This is a genomic window from Streptomyces kunmingensis, assembly GCF_039533535.1.
Lineage (GTDB): Bacteria > Actinomycetota > Actinomycetes > Streptomycetales > Streptomycetaceae > Streptomyces > Streptomyces kunmingensis.
This window is the reverse complement of record NZ_BAAATS010000057.1, coordinates 77,135-97,456: the sequence shown is the minus strand read 5'-3', so window position 1 is coordinate 97,456 and position 20,322 is coordinate 77,135. Positions and strand designations below refer to the sequence as shown.

Annotated in this window: 18 protein-coding genes and 1 pseudogene; 10 read left to right on the top strand and 9 right to left on the bottom strand. The window is 70.9% G+C overall.

Going from position 1 to position 20,322, the window contains the following annotated elements:
• Window positions 1-24: 24 nt before the first annotated feature.
• Window positions 25-1,725, bottom strand: coding sequence for a bifunctional 3'-5' exonuclease/DNA polymerase (locus ABD366_RS40975; RefSeq protein ID WP_324775309.1), 1,701 nt, complete (start codon window positions 1,723-1,725; stop codon window positions 25-27).
• 204 nt (window positions 1,726-1,929) lie between these two features.
• Between ABD366_RS40975 and bla the strand changes: the two genes are divergently transcribed.
• From bla to ABD366_RS40960, 3 genes are all read left to right on the top strand, one after another.
• Entirely contained in the window at window positions 1,930-2,853 is a 924-nt protein-coding gene (gene bla, locus ABD366_RS40970) for a class A beta-lactamase (protein ID WP_324775307.1), read from the top strand.
• A gap of 202 nt (window positions 2,854-3,055) precedes the next feature.
• Window positions 3,056-4,162, top strand: a complete 1,107-nt coding sequence (locus ABD366_RS40965; RefSeq protein WP_324775306.1) for a DUF2786 domain-containing protein — start codon at window positions 3,056-3,058, stop codon at window positions 4,160-4,162.
• A gap of 449 nt (window positions 4,163-4,611) precedes the next feature.
• Entirely contained in the window at window positions 4,612-7,143 is a 2,532-nt protein-coding gene (locus tag ABD366_RS40960; RefSeq protein WP_324770700.1) for an FUSC family protein, read from the top strand.
• Between the two features lie 41 nt (window positions 7,144-7,184).
• Here the strand turns inward: ABD366_RS40960 and ABD366_RS40955 are convergent, their stop codons facing one another.
• Complete coding sequence (locus ABD366_RS40955; RefSeq protein WP_324770701.1) at window positions 7,185-7,715, bottom strand: hypothetical protein; 531 nt, start codon at window positions 7,713-7,715, stop codon at window positions 7,185-7,187.
• Between the two features lie 133 nt (window positions 7,716-7,848).
• Between ABD366_RS40955 and rpmG the strand changes: the two genes are divergently transcribed.
• Both rpmG and ABD366_RS40945 read left to right on the top strand, forming a co-directional pair.
• Entirely contained in the window at window positions 7,849-8,013 is a 165-nt protein-coding gene (gene rpmG / locus ABD366_RS40950) for a 50S ribosomal protein L33 (protein WP_324770702.1), read from the top strand.
• A 2-nt stretch (window positions 8,014-8,015) separates the two neighbouring features.
• Window positions 8,016-8,264, top strand: coding sequence for a type B 50S ribosomal protein L31 (locus tag ABD366_RS40945; RefSeq protein ID WP_324770703.1), 249 nt, complete (start codon window positions 8,016-8,018; stop codon window positions 8,262-8,264).
• A gap of 17 nt (window positions 8,265-8,281) precedes the next feature.
• On the opposite strand, the gene ABD366_RS40940 is transcribed toward ABD366_RS40945, so the two are convergent.
• Window positions 8,282-9,802, bottom strand: coding sequence for an aldehyde dehydrogenase family protein (locus tag ABD366_RS40940; RefSeq protein WP_324770704.1), 1,521 nt, complete (start codon window positions 9,800-9,802; stop codon window positions 8,282-8,284).
• An 87-nt stretch (window positions 9,803-9,889) separates the two neighbouring features.
• Window positions 9,890-10,768 carry a helix-turn-helix domain-containing protein gene (locus ABD366_RS40935; protein ID WP_324770705.1) on the bottom strand — a complete coding sequence of 293 codons (879 nt, stop codon included), beginning with the start codon at window positions 10,766-10,768 and terminating at the stop codon, window positions 9,890-9,892.
• Window positions 10,769-11,023: 255 nt separating this feature from the next.
• On the opposite strand from ABD366_RS40935, the gene ABD366_RS40930 reads away from it, so the two are divergent.
• On the top strand, window positions 11,024-11,515 hold the full coding sequence (locus ABD366_RS40930) for an ATP-binding protein (protein WP_324770706.1): 492 nt from the start codon (window positions 11,024-11,026) through the stop codon (window positions 11,513-11,515).
• Between the two features lie 108 nt (window positions 11,516-11,623).
• Here the strand turns inward: ABD366_RS40930 and ABD366_RS40925 are convergent, their stop codons facing one another.
• A complete protein-coding gene (locus tag ABD366_RS40925) occupies window positions 11,624-11,866 on the bottom strand; it encodes a DUF397 domain-containing protein (RefSeq protein WP_324770707.1) in 243 nt (80 codons plus the stop codon).
• 343 nt (window positions 11,867-12,209) lie between these two features.
• Between ABD366_RS40925 and ABD366_RS40920 the strand changes: the two genes are divergently transcribed.
• Window positions 12,210-12,746 carry a DinB family protein gene (locus ABD366_RS40920; RefSeq protein WP_324770708.1) on the top strand — a complete coding sequence of 179 codons (537 nt, stop codon included), beginning with the start codon at window positions 12,210-12,212 and terminating at the stop codon, window positions 12,744-12,746.
• A 41-nt stretch (window positions 12,747-12,787) separates the two neighbouring features.
• Window positions 12,788-13,375 (top strand): PadR family transcriptional regulator, encoded by a 588-nt coding sequence (locus ABD366_RS40915; protein ID WP_324770709.1) that lies wholly within the window; start codon window positions 12,788-12,790, stop codon window positions 13,373-13,375.
• Window positions 13,376-13,406: 31 nt separating this feature from the next.
• Here the strand turns inward: ABD366_RS40915 and ABD366_RS40910 are convergent, their stop codons facing one another.
• From ABD366_RS40910 to ABD366_RS40895, 4 genes and pseudogenes are all read right to left on the bottom strand, one after another.
• Window positions 13,407-15,059 carry a transposase gene (locus ABD366_RS40910; RefSeq protein ID WP_324770710.1) on the bottom strand — a complete coding sequence of 551 codons (1,653 nt, stop codon included), beginning with the start codon at window positions 15,057-15,059 and terminating at the stop codon, window positions 13,407-13,409.
• Window positions 15,052-15,656: pseudogene (locus ABD366_RS40905) on the bottom strand (IS607 family transposase). The gene ABD366_RS40910 and the pseudogene ABD366_RS40905 overlap by 8 nt, the downstream one beginning before the upstream one ends.
• Window positions 15,657-15,760: 104 nt before the next feature.
• Window positions 15,761-17,179, bottom strand: coding sequence for a glutamate decarboxylase (gene gad, locus ABD366_RS40900; RefSeq protein ID WP_324770711.1), 1,419 nt, complete (start codon window positions 17,177-17,179; stop codon window positions 15,761-15,763).
• A 50-nt stretch (window positions 17,180-17,229) separates the two neighbouring features.
• On the bottom strand, window positions 17,230-18,528 hold the full coding sequence (locus ABD366_RS40895; RefSeq protein WP_324770713.1) for an ion channel protein: 1,299 nt from the start codon (window positions 18,526-18,528) through the stop codon (window positions 17,230-17,232).
• Between the two features lie 139 nt (window positions 18,529-18,667).
• Here ABD366_RS40895 and ABD366_RS40890 point away from each other — a divergent pair, with 139 nt between their 5' ends.
• Together ABD366_RS40890 and ABD366_RS40885 are read left to right on the top strand one after the other, a co-directional pair.
• Window positions 18,668-19,429, top strand: a complete 762-nt coding sequence (locus ABD366_RS40890) for a MerR family transcriptional regulator (protein WP_324770714.1) — start codon at window positions 18,668-18,670, stop codon at window positions 19,427-19,429.
• Window positions 19,430-19,606: 177 nt separating this feature from the next.
• Window positions 19,607-20,311, top strand: a complete 705-nt coding sequence (locus ABD366_RS40885) for a DedA family protein (RefSeq protein ID WP_324770715.1) — start codon at window positions 19,607-19,609, stop codon at window positions 20,309-20,311.
• Window positions 20,312-20,322 lie beyond the last annotated feature (11 nt).

Sequence of the window (20,322 nt, the reverse complement as noted above, 5' to 3'; positions counted from 1 at the left end):
TGGTGGGCCGCAGCTCATAGGTCCCTACTTGGCGTCGGCGTAGCACTCCACCACCGCCACCGTGAACGGGAACCGCACCGGCGTCTCGCCGAACGTCAGGCGCCCCGCCAGCTCCGAGGCCTCCCGGATCGCTTCGCCGACCCGGGGCGCCTCGTCCTCGGGGCAGTGCACGATCACCTCGTCGTGCTGGAAGAAGACCAGCTCGGCCGCCATCCCGGCGAGGGTCTGCCGCAGCGCTGCCAGCAACAGCAGGGCCCAGTCGGCGGCGCTGCCCTGCACCACGAAGTTACGGGTGAACCGGCCCCGGGCGCGCGAGTCCGACGACGCGTATCCGTACCCGTACCCCTGGGCCGGGCCGCTGCCGGTGCCCGTCCCGCCCGGTGCGTCCTGCGGCAGGCCCGCCTCCTCCGCCTCGGCCGCGCCCACCGCCGGCGGGCAGGTGCGGCCCAGCCAGGTCCGTACGAGCCGGCCCTCCTCGCCGGCCCGGGCGGCCTCGTCGACGTACGCGACCGCCTTCGGGAAGCGGCGGCGCAGCAGGGCGAGGTTCTTCAGGCCGTCGCCGGACGTCTGGCCGTACATGGCGCCGAGCACGGCGAGCTTGGCCTGGCCGCGGTCGCCGGAGAACGCGCGGTCCGAGACCGACTGGTACAGGTCCGTGCTCTGCCCCGCTACCTCCATGAACGCCGGGTCGCGGGAGATCGCGGCGAGCACCCGCGGCTCCATCTGCGCGGCGTCGGCGACGACGAGCCGCCAGCCCGGGTCGGCGACGACCGCGCGGCGGATGACCTTCGGGATCTGCAGCGCCCCGCCGCCGTTCGTCGTCCAGCGGCCCGAGACCGTGCCGCCCGGCAGGTACTCGGGTCTGAACCGGCCGTCCCGCACCCAGTCCTGGAGCCACGACCAGCCGTGCGCCGTGTAGATCCGGTACAGCTTCTTGTATTCGAGCAGCGGCTTCACGGCCGGGTGGTCGAGGGAGCTGATCTCCCAGCGCCGGGTCGACTTGACGGTGATACCGGCCCCGCCGAACGCCTTCACCACGTCCGCGGGCAGCTCGGGCCGCACGCGCCGGCCGAACGCCGCCGACACCTCGTCCGCCAGCTCCGCCAGACGGCGCGGCTCGCCACCGCCCGCGTACCGCTCGCCGAGCAGTTCGTGCAGCAGGTCCCGGTGCACGTCGGCCCGCCACGGCAGCCCGGCCGCGTGCATCTCGGCGGCCACCAGCATGCCCGCGGACTCCGACGCGGTGAGCAGCCGCATCCGGTCCGGCAGGCCCGTCGCGGCATGTCTGCGCTGCTGGTCCGCGTAGACCTCGACGAGATCGCCCAGCGGTACGTCCACGGGCGGGCGCGGCTCGAACAGGGACGACTGGGAACCGGGCTCGGCGACGCGGGGCGGCGGATCCGGCGGTACGGGCGTGGAGCGGAGCCTGGCCAGGGCCGCGGCGGCCGACCGGGGTTCACCGTGTCTGCCCTCGTGGGCGAGGAGCAGATTCTCGGCCGCCTCGATGTCGAAGCAGCGCTCGACCGCGACCCCGGCGGCGAGCAGCCGCGGGTACACCGCGTGCGTGTCCCGCCACACCCACCGGGCCACATCGGGGCGGCTCCGCACGGCCCGCACCAGGTCGGGCTCCCTGGTGACCGGGCCGGCGGGCAGCCCGTCCGGGCCCAGCGGCACGACGTCGGCACCGCCGTGCTCGGTGGGGGCCAGTGCCCAGCGATCGTTCACATGGCCGAGTGTCACACCCGCCACTGACATTTCCTTGCGGCCAACATTTCAGCCACGTCGGGGTGCCCCTTCCCGGCGCGGCACCGACGCTGTTTCACTCGGCGGGACAGAGATCAACAGCAGCCGGCAGCCAGCAGCCGGAAGCCAGCAGTCATCAGTCACAGCCAGCAGTACAGGTACCGCATCGAAAGAGGACGGATCGTCTTGCGCATCAGCCGCCGCACCCTGCTGACCACCGGCACCGCCCTGGGCGCGACCGCCCTCATCGGAACCGGCACCGCTCACGCGGTAACCGGATCCGGAAGCGGAACCGACACCGCTCACGCCGCCGACGGCGGCCTCGGTCGCCGCCTGGCCGCCCTGGAGCGCGAGCACGGCGCCCGCCTGGGCGTCTTCGCGCGGAACCTGCGCACCGGAGCCGTGCTCACCCACCGCGCCGACGAGCGCTTCCCGCTCTGCTCCACGTTCAAGACCCTCGCCGTCGCCGCGGTGCTGCGCGATCTCGACCACGACGGTACGTTCCTGGCCCGGCGTATCCACTACACGCAGGCCGACATCGACCGGGCCGGGGGCGCCCCCGTCACCGGCCGCGCCGAGAACCTCGCGCACGGCATGACCGTCGCCGGGCTGTGCGGCGCCGCCATCTCCTACAGCGACAACACCGCCGCCAACCTCCTCCTGGGGCACCTCGGCGGCCCCACCGCCGTCACCCGCTTCGCCCGCTCGGCCGGGGACCGCGTGACCCGGCTCGACCGCGTCGAGCCCGAGCTGAACTCGGCCGAGCCGGGGCGGGTCACGGACACCACCAGCCCGCGCGCCATCGGGACGACGTACGCCCGGCTCGTCCTCGGCAAGGTCCTGGACCCCGGCGACCGGGCCCGCCTCGCGGGGTGGCTGCTCGCCAACACCACCAGCACCAAGCGGTTCCGCGCCGGACTGCCCCGGGGCTGGGTCCTCGCCGACAAGACCGGCACGGGTTCGTACGGCACGGCGAACGACGTCGGCATCGCCTGGACCCCCTCCGGCGCCCCCGTCGTCCTGTCCGTACTCACCACGAAGCCCGCCGAGGACGCGACGCCCGACGACGAACTGGTGGCCAGGACCGCCGAGCTGATCGCCTCCATGTAAGCCACGGCCTTAGCTGTGCCCCCGGGCCCCCTCGCGCGCGGCGTCGGCGGTGCTGAGACCATCGTCGGGCGGTGGGCGCAGGCGCATGAGGAGGCACGTCGATGTCAGTGGGGCACACCGGGGTCACGGCCCCCGATGCGGTCGTCGAACCGGTCGTCGGACCAATCGTCGGACCGGTCGTCGGACCAATCGTCGGACCGGCATGAGCGCCGACTCCACCGTCGAGCGCGCCTTCGCCGCCGCGCTGTTCACCGCCGACAGCGACCTGGACACCGCCGCGTCCCTGCTCGCCGCCGACCCGTCCGCCGACCCCGAACTCGCTTCGCGCGGGCGGGAGTTCGTACGCCGGGCCTGGGAGCGCGGCTGGCAGCCGGCCGACGTGGTCCGGATGGTCGTACGGGAACTGTCCACGGAGCACGCGGGGCTCGCCGCCCGGCTGATCCGCGCGGAGACCGGCCGGTACGGGACGCTGCCGCCGCGCTGGCCCGAACAGCTCGCCGCCCTGCCGGCCGACGAACCCCGCCAGGACCGCTTCTCGGCCGCCACGACGACGCTCGAGCTGTACCGGCTGCTGCTGCGGCTGCCCGCGATCGAGGCCGTCGGGCCGGTGCCGGGGGAGTCCGTCACCGTGCCCGTCGCGGGCGAGCCGCGCGCTCTGGCCCGGATCCGCGCGCTGCTCGCGAAGGCGGAGGCGACCGGGTACCCGCCGGAGGCCGAGGCGCTGTCGGCCAAGGCACAGGAGCTGATGGCCCGGCACTCGGTCGACGAGGCGCTGCTCGCGTCCCGTACGCAGGCGAAGGACGCGCCCGGCGCGTGCCGGATCGGCGTCGACGCCCCGTACGAGACGGCGAAGGCGGTGCTGCTCGACGCGGTGGCCGGTGCGAACCGCTGCCGCGCCGTGTGGAACAGCGCGTTCGGTTTCTCCACGGTCGTCGGCTTCGAGCCGGACCTGGAGGCGGTCGAGGTGCTCTATACGTCGCTGCTGGTGCAGGCCTCCGCCGCCATGACGCGGGCCGAGGCGGAGCAGCGGGCCGCAGGCCGTAAGCGGACGAAGACGTTCCGGCAGTCGTTCCTGGCCGCGTACGCGCACCGGATCGGCGACCGGCTCGCGTCGGTCGCCGGGCAAGTGGTGGAGGACAAGGGGGAGTTGCTGCCCGTCCTTGCGGCTCGGGACGTCGCTGTCACCGGCCGTGCGGAGGAGATGTTCCCGGAGACGGTGACGACCCGGATGAGGGGGGTCACGGACGAGGCGGGCTGGACGCAGGGTGCTGCCGCGGCGGAGCGGGCGCGGGTGTCCCGGGGTTCTTAGGCGGGCCCCGGGCGCCGCGGCGGTTGCGGGCGGATCGGCGGGTGCGGGTGCGGGTGCGGGTGCGCGGGCGGTTGCGGGCGGTTCGGCGGGTGCGGGTGCGGGTGCGCGGGCGGTTGCGGGCGGTTCGGCGGGTGCGGGTGCGGGTGCGCGGGCGGTTGCGGGCGGTTCGGCGGGTGCGGCGCCGTCGTGGCTGGTCGCGCAGTTCCCCGCGCCCTGAGGCATGCGGCTTCGCCGCAGCCGGCCGAGGGGGCGCACGCGGTGCGCCCTGAAGGGGCGCGGGGAACTGCGCGAGCAAGGTGTGACGGCGCGCACCCGCCCACGGACCTCGGCCCGCCACGACGGCAAGGCGCGTGCACCCGCCCATGCACCCCGGCCCGCCATGGCGGCAAGGCGCTACCCGGGTGCCCCCAGATGGCCAATTTGACCAAAGATGACCGTATTCTGGCGGAGTGAGTTGGTTCCGGGCGCTGAAGGACACCACCCGCTCGGGCCTGACCGTCGAGCGGAAACGTCTGGAACCCCTGATCGCCCTGCGTGGCACGGTCGGCCTCGCGATCGTGATCGCCGTCAGCCTGGCCCTGTTCGGCCCGGTGGTCGCGGCGGGCTCGGCGTTCGGCGGGTTCCAGGCGGCCATCGCCACGTTCCAGCGCAGCTGGCGGCCCCGGCCGGAACTCGCGCTCGCCTCCGGCGCGAGCCTCGGTGTCTCCACCTTCCTCGGCTATCTCACCGGCTCCCACCTGTTCCTGTTCCTGCCGCTGCTCGCCCTCTGGACGTTCCTGGCGGGCCTGTCCTGGGCGGCGGGCCCGACCATCGGCATCATCGCGTCGTCGAACGTGGCGATGATGCTGGTCACCATCACCCTGCCGACGTCGGTCGGCGAGGCGGCGGGCCACGCGGCCACGATGGTCTTCGGCGGCCTGGTCCAGGCGGCCCTGGTGATCCTCCTCCCCGTACGCCGCTGGGGGCCGCACCGCGACGCTCTCGCCGACGCGCTGGCCGCCGAGGCCGACTACGCGCGGCGCCTGCGGCACGACCCGGTCGCCGAGTTCGACCCGGCCCCGCTGATGCTGGCCCGCAACGCGGCCTCGCTCACCCCGCGCCAGGCCCGCACCCGCCCCGCGCAGCTGCAGGGCACGCGGGGTGTGGCCGAGCGCATCCGCCCGGTACTCGCCTCCCTCGCGGACCCGGCGGTCGGTGTTCCCGCCGAGGGGCCGGAGCGCGACCGGGCCCGTGAGCTGCTGGCCGCCGCAGGGTCGATCCTGGACGCGGCGGCCCGCGCCATCCGCCACGGCATCCCCGTCTCCATCCCGCCGGACGCGATCGCCGCCTTCCGCACCCCTGACACGGGGACGATCCTGTCGGGCCCGGCGCAGCGCGCGGCCAACCGCCTGGGGCCGCTGCTGCGGGACGTGGTGGAGACGGCGGGCGGGGCCCCGCCGGAGGAACCGCCCGCGCGCGCCCCCGTCCCGGGCCTGCGCCACCGCCTGACCCCGCCCCGCCTGAAGACCCGGCACCGGCCGACGTCCGGCTCCCACCTGATCCGCCGCCGTCGCATCCACCCGGGTCCACCACCACCCAACCCCCTGACGGCCCCGCTCGCGGAGACGGACCCGGCCGCACAGGCGACGGCCCCACCCCAGACCGAGGACCCAGCACAAGGCACGGCACAAGGCACAGCACAAGGCACAGCACAAGGCACGGCACAAGGCACGGCACAAGGCACGGCACAAGGCACGGCACAAGACACAGTCCAGGACCCGGTCAGGGACCCCGGCCGCCCCCTGCGCCGCCCCACCCTCTTCCAGCTCGTCCCCGTCGCGGTACGGGCGATCCGGCGGGAGGCCCGGCCCGGTTCACCGGTCCTGCGGCACGCGACGCGGGTCTCCGGTGTCGCGCTGGCCGGGTACCTCATCGGGGACTTCCTGCCCCTCGGGCACGGCTACTGGGCCCCCATGTCCGCCGTCATGGTCATGCGGCCGGACTTCTCGCAGACGTACTCCCGCGCCGTCGCCCGCTTCGGCGGCACCCTCGTCGGGGTCGCGCTCGCCACCGCCGTCGTCCAGCTCGCCCACCCCGGCACGGAGGTGTCCGCCGCCCTCGCCGTCCTGTGCGCGGGCCTGATGTACCTGCTCATGCGCACGGGCCAGCTCGCCGCCCAGGCCTGCGTCGCCGCGTACGTCGTCTTCCTGCTCGGCATGGGCGGCCAGGCCTGGAACCAGACGGTCCCCGAACGCGTCGTGCTCACCCTCGCCGGCGGCCTGCTGGCGATGCTGTCCTACGCGCTCTACCCGGCCTGGGAGACCCCGCGGCTGCGCACCCGCCTGGCCGACTGGCTCGTCGCGCTCGGCGAGTACGCGGCCGTGGTCGTCGACCATTACGCCCACCCGGCGGGCAAGGCCTGCCCGGACGTGCGCTCGGCGCTGCTGAAGGCGCGGGACGCGCACATCGCCTGGCAGGAGGCGGCGGACCGGGCCAGGACGGAACCCGTGCGGCACCGGGGCCTGTCCAACGCCGCCGCCGACGACGCCGCGCACGCCCTGCACCATCTGGGCCGCGTCGCGATGCTGATGGAGGCCCACCTCCCGGAGCGCGGCGCCACGCCCGTCCCCACCGCGGCCGCCCTGGCCGACGCCCTGCGCACCGCGACCCGCGACGGGGCCCGCGCCATCCGCGAACGCCGCGTCCCGCACTGGAAACCGGTCCGCGAGGCACTCGACGCCTGGGACGGCGAGGGCGTCCCCGACCGCGTCGTACGGCGTGGCGCGGGCATGGTCGTAGACACGCTGGAGGCGCTCTCCGACGCCCTGGACACCGACGTACCACCGATGACCGTCAAGCCAACGGAAAAGACGGAGAAGGCGGAGACCCCGGAGAGGACGGAGACCCCGGAGAAGCCGGCGAACACAGAGAACGCGCAAAAGACAGAGACCACAGAGAAGCCGAGCAAGGCCGAAACGACGGACGGGCCGCGCGACCCCTGAAGTCGCGCGGCCCGTCGAAGCATCGATCGGCTGAAGCCGGCTCAGTTCGTCGGCAACCCGCTGGGCAGACCGGTCGGCAGGCCCGAGGGCAGCTTGCCGTCCGCCGACTTCGTGAACGTGTCGGCCGTCCCGGCGCCCCAGGACACCTTCATGGTCGTGCCGTCGTTGGACTCGATCGCCCCGGCGGTGCGGTCGGTGTTCCCGTCCGCGCACTTGAGGTCGAGCGCCGGCTTGCCCGAGCCGGTCACGGTGCCGGTGCACAGATGCCCGTCACCCGTGCTCAGCGAGGCCTGATCGCCGCCGACCACGAGGACGACGGCCTGTCCGCTGGTGGTGGCGCTCCAGATGCCCTCGGTGTCCTTCGCGGAGCCCGCCGAACCAGAGCCCGCCGAACCGGAGCCGTCCGAGCCGGACGAAGCCTCGCCACCAGGCGTCGCCGAAGCCGACGCCTTGCCCTCGCCGCCACCACTGCCGCCGCCATCACTGTCACCGTCACCGCTGCCACAGCCGGTCACGACCAGCGCCGCCACGACCACCGCGACACCCGCGACCACACGATTCCTGATGCGCACACCATCCCCCTATGCCTCTGCTGTCGCCGCAGAAGTTACCAGCCGTTACCCGCACCGACGGGGGTGACGCATCTCACCGCCCGCAGGGCTCTCCCCTTATTGAAAATGGGAGCCATTTTCATATACTGCCTACATGGCACGCAACGAACTCCGCCCAGTGATCAAGCTCAGGTCCACCGCGGGGACCGGCTACACGTACGTGACCCGCAAGAACCGCCGTAACGACCCCGACCGCGTGACCCTGCGCAAGTACGACCCCGTCGCCGGCCGCCACGTCGATTTCCGAGAGGAGCGCTGACCATGAACAACGCCATCCACCCCGCCTATGCCCCGGTCGTCTTCCGCGACCGCGCCGCGAACCACGCGTTCCTCACCCGCTCGACCATGACGAGCGAGAAGACGATCGAGTGGGAGGACGGGAACACGTACCCCGTGGTCGACGTCGAGATCTCGAACGTCAGCCACCCCTTCTACACCGGCAACCAGCGCGTCCTGGACACCGCGGGCCGCGTCGAGCGCTTCGAGCGCCGCTACGGAGCCACTTCGTAGAACAACCGCTCACGACGTCAGAACGGGAACCGGCTCCGCCCGTGCTGCACCGAGATCCACTTCTGCGTCGTGAAGGACTCCACGGTCGCCTCCCCGTTGAGGCGGCCGAGGCCCGAGCGCTTCTCCCCGCCGAAGGCGACGAGGGGCTCGTCGTGCACGGTGCCGTCGTTGACGTGGATCATGCCCGTGTCGATCTGGTGGGCGAACGCCACGCCCCGCTCGACGTCCCCGGTGTGCACGGCCCCGCTCAGCCCGTACGGGGTGTCGTTCGCGATCCGTACCGCCTCCTCGTCCCCGTCGAACGGGATGAGGAGCGCGACCGGCCCGAAGATCTCCTGCCGCAGTACGGGGGAGTCGGCGGGCAGCCCCGTCAGTACCACCGGCTCCACCAGATTGCCGTCCACGCCGCCGCGCAGCAGGACCGTCGCGCCCTCCGCCACCGCCTGCTCGACGGTGCCGGTGACCGCGTCCGCCTGCGCGGAGGTGATGAGCGGGCCGATGACGGTCTCCGGGTCGCGCGGGTCGCCGACCTTGAGCGTCGCGACCTTCGCCACGAACTTCTCCGTGAACTCCCGCTCGACCTTGCGGTCCACGAGGATCCGGTTCGCGGCCATGCAGACCTGGCCCTGATGGACGTAGCGGCTGAAGACCGCCGCGTCGACCGCGTAGTCGATGTCGGCGTCGTCGAGCACGGTCAGCGCGCTGTTGCCGCCGAGTTCGAGCACCGCCTGCTTGAACTGGGAGGCGCACACCGTCGCGACGTGCTGGCCGACCGCGTCCGAGCCGGTGAAGGAGATGACCTTCGGCACCGGGTGGGTCAGCAGGGCGTCGCCGATCTCGGCGATGTCGGTGATGACGACGTTCAGCAGCCCGGCGGGCAGCCCCGCGTCCTCGAAGAGCTTCGCGACCAGCGAGCCGCCGACGACCGGCGTGTTCTGGTGCGGCTTGAGCACGACCGCGTTGCCGAGCGCCAGGGCCGGGGCGACCGACTTGAGCGACAGCAGGAACGGGAAGTTGAACGGCGAGACCACGCCCACCACCCCCACCGGCACCCGGTAGACGCGGTTCTCCTTGCCGTCCACGGGGGAGGGGATGACCCGGCCCTGCGGGCGCAGCGCCAGCTGGATCGACTCCCGCAGGAACTCCTTGGCGAGGTGCAGCTCGAACCCGGCCTTGACGCGGGTGCCGCCGAGCTCGTCGATGATCGCCTCGGCTATCGCGTCCTCGCGCTCCTCGACGAGGCGCAGGGCCCGCTCGAAGACGAGGCGGCGCGTGTACGCGTTCGTCCTCGCCCAGTCCTTCTGCGCCCGCTCGGCCGCCCGGTACGCCTCGTCGATCTCCTCGACGGAGGCGACGGTGATGGAGGCGAGCTTGTCACCGCTGTACGGGTTGAAGTCGAGGATGTCCCACGAGCCGCGCCCCTGTCGCCACACGCCGTCGATGTACTGACGGTCGAGTTCCGTGAAGTAGTCCGGCGAGGGCTGCGACGGCCCCGACGACGTGGACGACTGAGACGGCTGGGACGGCTGTGACGTCATGGGGGGATCCCTTGCTGCGGCGCCGGACACCTGATGTGACGTCATCGTACGGTTGTTACCGGTCGGTCGCAGCGATTCTTCGGTCAACTACCGCACTGTTCGAGCAAATTCGGCGGCAATGCCGCGCAGCAGCTCCAGGCTCGCGTCCGGCGAGGGGCATTCCTGCTGCAGCTGCGCCATCGCCCGCTCGTACTGGGCCACGTCCTCGCGCTTGTCCAAGTACAGGGCGCTGGTGAGCTGTTCGAGGAAGACGAGGTCCGAGAGGTCGGACTCGGGGAAGGTCAGCAGGGTGAAGGTGCCGGACTCACCCGCGTGCCAGCCGTGGCTGAACGGCATGACCTGCAACGTCACATGGGGGAGCTGGGCCATCTCGACCAGGTGCTCCAGCTGGCCGCGCATCACCACGGGACCGCCGTGCACCCGCCGCAGCGCGGCCTCGTCCAGGACGAGGCGGACCTCCGGGGCCCGCTCCGAGACCAGTACCTTCTGCCGCTCCAGGCGCAGCGCGACCCGGCGGTCGACATCCTCCTTCGACGCGTCCCGCATGCCGCGCTCGACCACCGCGTGTGCGTACGCCTCGGTCTGGAAGAGGCCGTGCACGAACTGCGCCTCGTATCCGCGGATCAGTGACGCGGCGCCTTCGAGGCCGATGTACGTCTGGAACCAGCCGGGCAGCACATCGGAGTAACTGTGCCACCAGCCCGCGATGTTGGCCGCCTTCACGAGGGAGAGCAGCGCCCCGCGCTCGGCCTCGTCGGTCACCCCGTACAGGGTCAGCAGATCCTCGACGTCCCTCGCCTTGAAGCTCACCCGTCCCAACTCCAAGCGGCTGATCTTGGATTCGGAGGCGCGGATCGAGTAGCCGGCGGCCTCCCGGGTGATGCCGCGCGATTCCCTCAGACGTCTCAGTTGTGAGCCCAGCAGAATGCGCCGCACCACCGAGCCGCTCGGATCCCCAGCGGTCACTTCACTGCCTCCCCTTCGCTTCAAGGGCCGAAGTCTGCCACTAAAACGCACCACCCCGTACTCGTTCGGTTACAGAAACGGAAAGATCGCGAAAGACCTGCGCAAGAAGTCGTAGGAAGAAATGAGCAAGAAGTGGTATGGGACGGGCCAAGTCCGGCGCGTGCACGTGCATCTGCCCTTGCATCCGCTGTACGCATTCGGAACGATGTCCACACCACCGCTCGCTACGCACTGCGAATCTGGGGAGTGCCTCGCATGGGGACGAACGGATCGACCATGCTCGAGCCCTTCGACGCGTTACGGCAGGGCCTGCCGCCACTCGACCCCACGGCCGTCTCCGGCGCCGCCTCGTGCGCCCTGCCCGCGCGCTACGAAGCGGTGCGCAGCGCACGGCAGTTCACTCGCCGCACGATCGCCGACTGGGATGTCCCCGAGCACTTCGACGGCATCTGTCTGGTCGTCTCGGAGCTGGTCACGAACGCCCTGCGGCACGCGCTCCCCGCGGACACCCCCTACGGCCAGGACCCGCCCGTGCGGCTGCACCTGATGCGGTGGGCCTCGCGCGTGGTGTGCGCGGTGCGCGACCCCAGCAACGAGAGCCCGGTGGCCGGTGAGGCCGGTGACGACACCGTGGCGGAGTCCGGTCGCGGCCTGTTCCTCGTCGACTCGTTCAGCGACAGCTGGGGCTGGCACCCGCTGGCCGGCACGCTGAGCGGGAAAGTGGTCTGGGCCCTCTTCAGATTGTGAATCCGGGGTTCGGAGAGTGAATCCGGGGCCGTCTCACGGTACGGACAAGTAGGCCGAATCGGTCTTCATGTCTACGCGCGTCGAAGGTACTTGTCGCGGCGCCGCCGGTCAGGCGCCCGCTATCAGGTGGTCGAACTCGCCGTCCTTCACGCCGAGCAGCAGCGCCTCGATCTCGGCGGGTGTGTAGACGAGAGCCGGCCCGTCCGGGAAATTCGAGTTGCGCATGGCCACCTCGCCGCCGGGCAGCTTGGCGAACTCCACGCAGGATCCTTGCGAGTTGCTGTGCCGGCTCTTCTGCCAGACCACTCCGTACAGTTCCGTGGCCGCCATGCCGTTGTACACGTGAGACACGGTTCGCTCCCCGGTGGTGCTGTGGCTGTGGACTGCCCCAGAGGCAGGTGTGCAAGCAGTTCTGAAAGCACCTCTGAAGCAGTTCTGAAAGCGGGGAATCGACACTCCCGGCTGTTCAGGAGCATAGCTGCGTTCATATGCCAATGCATGAGCAGATGCACGTGCACACCGGGTGGTCCCGCGGTTACAGCCCACCCGACTGCCTGCCCCGACAGACGCCCACCATGCCTCCCCATAGCGGTCAGGATCTGACCTACATGGCTCATATCTTTCTCTGTGTCGGGAGCAAGTCGGCGAAGACGCGATGACGAGAAGACGCATCCGAAGACGAGAGGTGGCCCTCATGGTCATGCATGTGAACCCCGAAGCCCGTGGCGACGAGCGCGGAGCGCTGCTCGCCTTCGTCGCCGAACAGCGGGGCGGCGTGCGCCGGGCCCTGCTCGGCCTGACCGACGAGCAGGCCTCGTCCCGGCCGAGCGCCTCCGAGCTCTCGCTCGCCGGGCTCCTCAAGCACGTGGCCGAGGTCGAGCAGGGCTGGATCGCGCGGGCCCGGCAGATCGCCCCCGACATCGAGCGCACCGCCGAGACCTGGGGCGACAGCTTCCGCCTGGTCGGCGACGAGTCGGTCAAGCAGATCCTGGACTACTACGACGACGTCGCCCGCCGCACCGAGGAGTTCTTCCACGCGGCCCCCAGCCTGGACGACACCTTCCCGCTGCCGCCCGACCCGTGGTTCTTCGGCTGCCCCGCCGTCTCGGTGCGCTGGCTCGGCCTGCACCTGATCCGCGAGACGGCCCGGCACGCGGGGCACGCCGACATCATCCGCGAGTCGCTGGACGGGAAGACGGCCTTCGAGCTGGTCGCGCTCGCCCAGAACTGAGGCCCTGCACCCGCCCACGATCGAGGTCCTACGCTGGCCGTATGTCAGCGATCCGCCTCCTGGTCCTCGGGGCAGTGCGCCAGCACGGCCGCGCACACGGCTACCAAGTGCGCGGCGACCTGGAGTACTGGGGCGCCCACGAGTGGTCGAACGCCAAACCGGGCTCGATCTACCACGCCCTCAAACAGATGGCGAAGCAGGGACTGCTGGTCGCGCACGAGATCGCCCCGTCCACGGCCGGCGGTCCGCCGCGCACCGAGTACGAGATCACGGAGCAGGGCACCGAGACGTATCTCGCCCTGCTCCGTGAGGCGTTGACCGCGTACGACCAGCGGCCCGACCTCCTCACCGCCGCGCTCGGCTTCATGGTCGACCTGCCGCGCGCGGAGGCCGTCGCCCTCCTCGAGGAGCGGGTGCGCCGCATCGGGGAGTGGCGCGGCTCGGTCACCGACTACTACACGCCCGAGGACGGCCCCGGACAGCTCGGCCACATCGGCGAGATCATGAACTACTGGGTGCACTCGGCCGACACGGGCGCGGACTGGACCCGCGGCCTCATCGGCCGCATCGAGGCCGGCGCCTACACCTTCGCGGGCGAGGGCGAGCCGTTCGTAGGGGTGCTTCCGTAGGGGTGCTTCCGGAGGGGCAGAAGAACCGTTCCTAAACAGTGTCCAGGAGTGACATCTGATGTCGGCTCCCGGAACTGCGCGCATCCCGAACGGTGTTGGATGCGCTGGGTTCCCACGTTCTCTGTTCCCCTGTCCGGCGACGTGCATCGTGTGCACGCTCCGTGATGGGAGGGCGGGTTCCCTCACGCCCTCGGGCACCCGGTCCGGCCTGGGCGGTCCGATGCCCACGACGATCGCTCTGGTCGTCGTGGGGCGGTGCCGTCCGCCGCCGGATCGGGTGCCCGAGGACGCGTCGCCCGATCGCGACGCTCGCGGCGTCGTGTCGGGACATCTTGCGAGTCTTGCCGGCCAGGGGCTTACGCCAATGCTGGTCGCCCCACATCGACGTGTACGCCGGGTCGACCGCGACGATCGACAGGCCGTGCTCGGTGGCCATGGACACCAGACGGGCCTTGAGTTTGCCGGTGGGGATGCCGGAGATGAGCTGCCGGAACCGCTTCTTTTGGCCGTGCTTCTCGCGGGTCTTCTCGGCGGTGAAGTCCAGGTTCTCGATACCGATCGCCTTGACGCCACACCGGTTGGCCCAGTGCAGAAGCTGGCTGATGGCATGCCGGATCTGCGCGTCGCGATGGTCGGCGGTGCCGGACAGGTCGTAGAGGAACCGCTTCGGGTCGCCGACCGGGTTGCCGTTGCGGTCGAGCCGGTAGGCGGCGAAGTGATCGGCGTTCGTATCGACGCCGACCATGCCCTGGGCGCGGGCTGTCTCCAACGGGATTGTCTTCACCACGGGCTTCGTCCACGAGGCGGTGATGTACCAGCGCCCGCGCTCCACATCGAGGTGGATGCGGTAGGCGACAGCACGGCCTGCTTCGACACGGCTCCGCCACTCCGCGCCCCGGTGCTGGAACTGGACCTTGGAGGAGAGGACGTACCGGCCGAACGTGCCGTTGGCCAGATGGGCCAGTGGTGCGGGCAGCTTGATGGAGACCTCGCCATCGGGAGTGACACGGATCGTCTCGTTCCCGTACCGCTTGCCGGACTCGCCGTCAGCAGCGAGGAACCAGCGTTCGGCTTCCCAGCGCCGGCGCCACTCGACCGCGCTGAGCTGCGCATCCTGAAGGTCGTTGCGGTTGCCCAGCAGACGTCGACCGCCGCGCACGACGTGCACGACGTGCACGACACCAGCCTCACGCTCCACGCGGGCGACATCGAGGCGGTGTTCCAGGGTCGCCAGACGCCGGGATTTGTGGAACCACTCGCCCTTCGAGCGGTATCCGCCCGGCGCCCGCTTGGTGCCCTTCTCCCCGATCGGCTGCGCCAGTCGGTGCATCAGCATCCGCACACCGGCCTCAAGGGACTGGATATGCGCGAGCTGGCAGCGCCGGGACAGCGCCCACTGATCGTGATTGGCCTTCGTGATCGCCCCCGCCCAGCGGGACGACGAGGCGGCCGTCAGGCCCTGCTTACGGGCCGCCCACGCGTCGCTGTTGTGGTCCAGTCCGTCCGTGCAGCGGGCCTTGAGGTCCAGGGAAGCGAGGTGTCCGAGATGTTCGCCGACCAGGCGCATCACCTTGTCGTCCTCGGTAGTGAGGCGCTTGAGGCGGTCGCGTGTCGCCAGCCCGGACGGGCCGAGCGCGACGAACGGCTCCTCGATCGTGCGGAGCTTCTTCTTCGGCTCAGCCATCGGCAGCCGCCGCTTCAAGAGCCCTCTCGGCACGGTTCTTCGCCGAGCGCCGCCCGTACAGACGGGCACAGAACGAGGTCAGGACCTCGACCATGTCGCGCACCAGGCCGTCTTCGACCTCACCGTCATCCAGCACGACGAGCCGACGGCCGGTCGCGGACAGAGCAGCTTCGACCAGTTCGACGTTCTCCCCCAGCTACCGCTGGGAGGGGCCCCCAGGCCGAGCCGGTCCTTGTGCTCGACCACGACCGTGGTCACCTTCGGGTCGGCCAGAAGCCGCTTCGCCTTCGCACGGCAGCCGTTCATGCCCGAGGCAACCTCGGATTCAATCCGCACAACCTCATGCCCGGCCTTCGCGGCCCACACCGACAAGCGAGCCGTCTGCCGCTCCAGATCGGCCTCCTGATCGCGGGAGGAGACGCGGGCGTACAGGCCCACACCACCGGTCACCGAGGGTGAGGTGTGCGCGTCGATATTCACCAGGATCGTGCGCGGTCCCACCCGGCGCGCGGGCACCGGCAAGGTGCCCTCACGAAACCAACGATATGCCGTATGAGGGTTCACCCCCTGCGCCCGCGCCCACTCCGTCAGGTTCATATGCTGATAACGCCACCACTCCCTCATGGTTACGCACACTCAACAAGCTTTCGCTGCCAGCAGATGGCAACCCCTACGGGCGCCAGGGCCGACGTCTCGGAGTTCTAGTGGTGGAACCCGGTCGCCGCGCCCCGGTCCCGGGTGAACGGGTGCGGCTGGCGGCGCAGTTCCGGGAGCAGCCTGTTCAGGTCCTCGATCAGGAGTTGCGCCAGGTCCGCCGAGAACCCGTTGCGGCACACCACCCGGAGCACCGCCAGATCCTCCCGGTGCGCGGGGAAGGTGTAGGCCGGGACCAGCCAGCCCTTCTCCCGCAGCCGCCGCGACACGTCGAACACGTCGTACGCCGTCACGTCCGGCGCGGTCGTGAACGCGAAGACCGGCAGTTCGTCGCCGCGCGTGATGAGGCGGAAGTCGCCGAGTGCCTCGATGCGTTCGGCGAGGCCGCGGGCCACGTCACGGGTGGCCTGCTGGACCGCCCGGTAGCCCTCGCGGCCCAGGCGCAGGAACGAGTAGTACTGGGCGACCACCTGCGCGCCGGGGCGCGAGAAGTTGAGCGCGAACGTCGGCATGTCGCCGCCCAGGTAGTTGACCCGGAAGACGAGTTCCTCGGGGAGCGCGTCCGCCGTGCGCCACAGGGCCCAGCCGACGCCCGGATAGACGAGGCCGTACTTGTGGCCCGAGGTGTTGATGGACGCGACCCGCGGCAGCCGGAAGTCCCAGACGAGGTCGGGATCGAGGAACGGCGCCACCATCGCGCCCGACGCCCCGTCGACGTGCACCGGGATGTCGAGCCCGGACCGCTCCTGGAGGGCGTCGAGGGCCTGGCACAGCTCGGCGATCGGCTCGTAGGACCCGTCGAAGGTGGAGCCGAGGACCCCGACGACACCGATCGTGTTCTGGTCGCACAGCTCGGCCGCGGCCGCCGGATCGAGGTGGAACCGCTCGCCCTCCATGGGCACGAGCCGGGCCTCCACCTCCCAGAAATTGCAGAACTTCTCCCAGCAGACCTGCACGTTCACGCCCATGACCAGGTTGGGCCGGGCCTCGCGGGAGGGGTAGCGGTCCGCGTTCTTCTGCGTCCAGCGGCGCTTGAGCGCCATCCCGGCGAGCATGCACGCCTCGCTCGACCCGGTCGTCGAACAGCCCACGGTGGCGGTCGGATCGGGCGCGTTCCACAGGTCGGCGAGCATGGCCACGCAGCGCTTCTCCAGCTCGGCGGTGCGCGGGTACTCGTCCTTGTCGATCATGTTCTTGTCCCGGCACTCCGCCATCAGGACACCGGCCTGCGGCTCCATCCAGGTCGTGACGAAGGTGGCGAGATTCAGGCGCGAATTCCCGTCCAGCATCAGTTCGTCGTGGACGAGCTGGTACGCGGTCATGGGCGCGAGCGGCTTCTCCGGCAGGTGGTGCTTGGGCGGCGCGTCCGCCATCCCGGCCGTCGGGTTGGCCTCCCCGTAGAAGGGGTTGACGGCGAGGCGGTGCTCATCGCGCTTGCCGGAGGGGCTCTGATGCAGTGGCGACATGTCGGTGACTCCCTTGCGGACGAAGTGGACGTCGGGACCTGACGAGTGGCTCAGTGCAACGGCTTTCCGTCCTCCGACAGTTGCATCTGCGGCCGTCCCGTCACCAGGAGCCAAGCGGGCAGACTTGCGATGCACATCAGGGCGAGGATCGACGGCGAGGCGACGAGCACGGCGGCCGTGAAGAGGCTGACCCAGCCCTGCCGGGTGATGGCGAGCAGCATGCCGAGGACGCCCGCCGCGATGCCGACCGACACGTTCACACCTGGTACGAGGGCGTGCGCGCACAGCCCGAACGCGGCGCCGATGAACACCGCGGGGAAGATCCGCCCGCCCCGGAACCCGCACGCGGCGGCGGTCAGCAGCGCGGCCAGCTTCACCACGGTCATCACCGCGAACTGCCCCGCCGACCAGCCCTCCGGGTCGGCGGCCAGCTCACCCACCTCGTGCAGCCCCTTGAAGAGCGTCAGATGCCCGCCGAGCGCCCCCAGCAGGCCGAGCACGAGCCCGCCGAGCGGCAGCATCAGCATCGGGTGCCGCAGCCGCGCGAAAGCGCCGTGGACGTACGGGAAGGCGTGGACGGCGGCCATGCCGAGCGCCGCGGCCGTGCAGGACACGACGACCGCGGCCAGCAGATCGCCCCAGCCGGGCTGACCGAAGTGCGGCAGGCCGAGGTCGAAGGAGGGCGAGGCGATCAGTGTCGTCGTCAGGGCGCCCGCCGCGGCGGCGAGCAGCGGCGCGAAGAGGTTGTCCCAGAGCGACCCCCTGATCGGCATCGGCTTGCCGGCCAGTGCCTCGGAGACGACGAGCGCCGCGGCGACCGGGGTGCCGAACAGGGCGCCGAGCGTCGCCGCCGAGGCGAGCGACACCCACAGCGCGCCCGGCGCCTTCGGCACCACCTTGCGGCCGAGCCAGAACGCCAGCGCGACGTTGGTGGCGATGATCGGGTTCTCCGGGCCGAGGCTGGGTCCGCCCGCGAGCATCAGGGCCGTCGCGACGACCAGGCCGGGCAGTACGTACGGCGGCAGCGGCTCCTCGCCGCCGAGGCCGAGCGTCGCCGGATCGGGCCCGGCATGCCCGGGCGCCTTCCACACCACGAGCCCGACCAGCACACCCGTGGCCGTGAGCAGCACGATCATCCACAGCGAGCTGTACCGGCCGATGCCGAGCGCGTCGGGCAGGTCCGTCCAGAGCACGTCCTGGAGCTTCTCGGCGAGCCCGCTCACCACGAGGAACAGCAGACTGCTTCCGACACCCACCACGAGCGCGGGCGCGACGAGGGGCAGCAGGGTGCGAGCGGAGACGGCGGGCGGGGCGGCCGGGGGAGGCGCGGCGACGGCTTCATTGCTCACGGCGTCACTTTAGGCGGACATACAGGACATAACACCCCGAGAAGTCTGTTGCCCGGCCTCCTCCTTGCACCTCACGTCACGTGAGGGCCCACGCTGAACCACGTACGGCAGGCAACGCGACGATCAGGAGGCGCGGCGCATGAGCCACTCGGTGGGGCAGGTCGCCGGATTCGCCGGCGTCACGGTGCGCACGCTGCACCACTACGACGAGATCGGCCTGCTCGTGCCGAGCGAGCGCAACCACGCGGGCCACCGCCGCTACAGCGGGACCGACCTGGACCGGCTCCAGCAGATCCTCTTCTACCGGGAGCTCGGCTTCCCGCTGGACGAGGTCCAGACCCTGCTCGACGACCCGGCGACGGACCCGCGCGTCCACCTGCGGCGTCAGCACGACGTGCTGCTCGCCCGGATCGAGAGACTCCAGAAGATGGCCGAGGCCGTCGAACACGCCATGGAGGCACAGAAGATGGGAATCCAGCTCACCCCCGAAGAGCGGTTCGAGGTCTTCGGGGAGAAGGACCCCGAGCAGTACGCCGAGGAGGCCGAACAGCGCTGGGGCGGCACCGAGGAGTACGCCGAGTCGCAGCGGCGGGCCGCGGCCTACACGAAGGACGACTGGAAGCGGCTCCAGGCCGAGGTCGACGACTGGAGCGCCCGGTACGCGGCCCTCGTCGCGACCGGCGAGCCGGCGACGGGCGAGCCTGCCATGGACCTGGCCGAGGAGCACCGCCTGCACATCTCGCAGTGGTTCTACGAGTGCCCGTATGCGATGCACCTCTGCCTGGGCGACATGTATGTGGCCGACGAGCGCTTCAAGGCGTTCTACGACTCCATGGGCGAGGGCGTCGCCCAGCACCTGCGGGACGCGATCCACGCGAACGCCGCCCGGCATTCGGCTTGACGCGGGCGCCCTTGCGACCTCGCGCATACCGACAGGTTTGCCACAGTTGACGCACAGTGCATCCTGAGAGGGCTACTGGAACCTGGCAGGGGCGATCGGCGTTGATAACTTTGCATCGCCATTGCCTTTGCTGACCTTGTTCTGTTTCTCTTCTCAAGCCCTCAGGAGCCCGGACCCGTGATGACGCTTGCTCTCGGACCAAGCTGGCTGGACCCGGACTACCTGCTGAACACGTTCGGCATCTGGGGCCTGCTCCTCATCGTGTTCGCCGAGTCGGGCCTGCTGATCGGCTTCTTCCTGCCCGGCGACTCGCTGCTGTTCACCACGGGCCTGCTGATCACCGCCGGCACCCTGGACTTCCCGCTCTGGGGAGCGGTCGGACTGATCTGCCTCGCCGCGATCCTCGGTGACCAGGCGGGCTACGTCTTCGGCAAGAAGGTCGGCCCCTCGCTGTTCCGGCGCCCGGACTCCAAGCTCTTCAAGCAGGAGAACGTGCAGAAGGCGCACGAGTTCTTCGAGAAGCACGGCCCCAAGTCGCTGGTCCTGGCCCGCTTCGTGCCGATCGTCCGCACGTTCACGCCGATCATCGCCGGCGTCTCCGGCATGAAGTACCGCTCGTTCATCACGTTCAACGTGATCGGCGGTGTGCTGTGGGGCGCCGGCGTGACGCTGCTCGGCTCCTGGCTGGGCAACATCGCGTTCGTCCACAAGAACATCGAGGCGATCCTGATCCTGATCGTCCTGATCTCGGTGGTGCCGATCGCGATCGAGTTCCTGCGGGCGCGCGGCAAGTCCAAGAAGGCGGCGGCCCAGGCCGAGCCGGGCACCGCCCCGGACACGGCGGGGGCCCCGGCCCAGCGCGGCCGGCACGCCAAGCGGTAGAGAATCGCCGG

Bases quoted from the DNA above. Each gene is read 5' to 3' on its own strand.
- ABD366_RS40965 (WP_324775306.1), top strand. From the start codon at position 3,056: ATGAGCGCCGACTCCACCGTCGAGCGCGCCTTCGCCGCCGCGCTGTTC.
- ABD366_RS40915 (WP_324770709.1), top strand. From the start codon at position 12,788: ATGTCAGCGATCCGCCTCCTGGTCCTCGGGGCAGTGCGCCAGCACGGC.
- ABD366_RS40945 (WP_324770703.1), top strand. From the start codon at position 8,016: ATGAACAACGCCATCCACCCCGCCTATGCCCCGGTCGTCTTCCGCGAC.
- ABD366_RS40930 (WP_324770706.1), top strand. From the start codon at position 11,024: ATGGGGACGAACGGATCGACCATGCTCGAGCCCTTCGACGCGTTACGG.
- ABD366_RS40890 (WP_324770714.1), top strand. From the start codon at position 18,668: ATGAGCCACTCGGTGGGGCAGGTCGCCGGATTCGCCGGCGTCACGGTG.
- rpmG (WP_324770702.1), top strand. From the start codon at position 7,849: ATGGCACGCAACGAACTCCGCCCAGTGATCAAGCTCAGGTCCACCGCG.
- ABD366_RS40940 (WP_324770704.1), bottom strand. From the start codon at position 9,802: ATGACGTCACAGCCGTCCCAGCCGTCTCAGTCGTCCACGTCGTCGGGG.
- ABD366_RS40920 (WP_324770708.1), top strand. From the start codon at position 12,210: ATGGTCATGCATGTGAACCCCGAAGCCCGTGGCGACGAGCGCGGAGCG.
- gad (WP_324770711.1), bottom strand. From the start codon at position 17,179: ATGTCGCCACTGCATCAGAGCCCCTCCGGCAAGCGCGATGAGCACCGC.
- ABD366_RS40910 (WP_324770710.1), bottom strand. From the start codon at position 15,059: ATGGCTGAGCCGAAGAAGAAGCTCCGCACGATCGAGGAGCCGTTCGTC.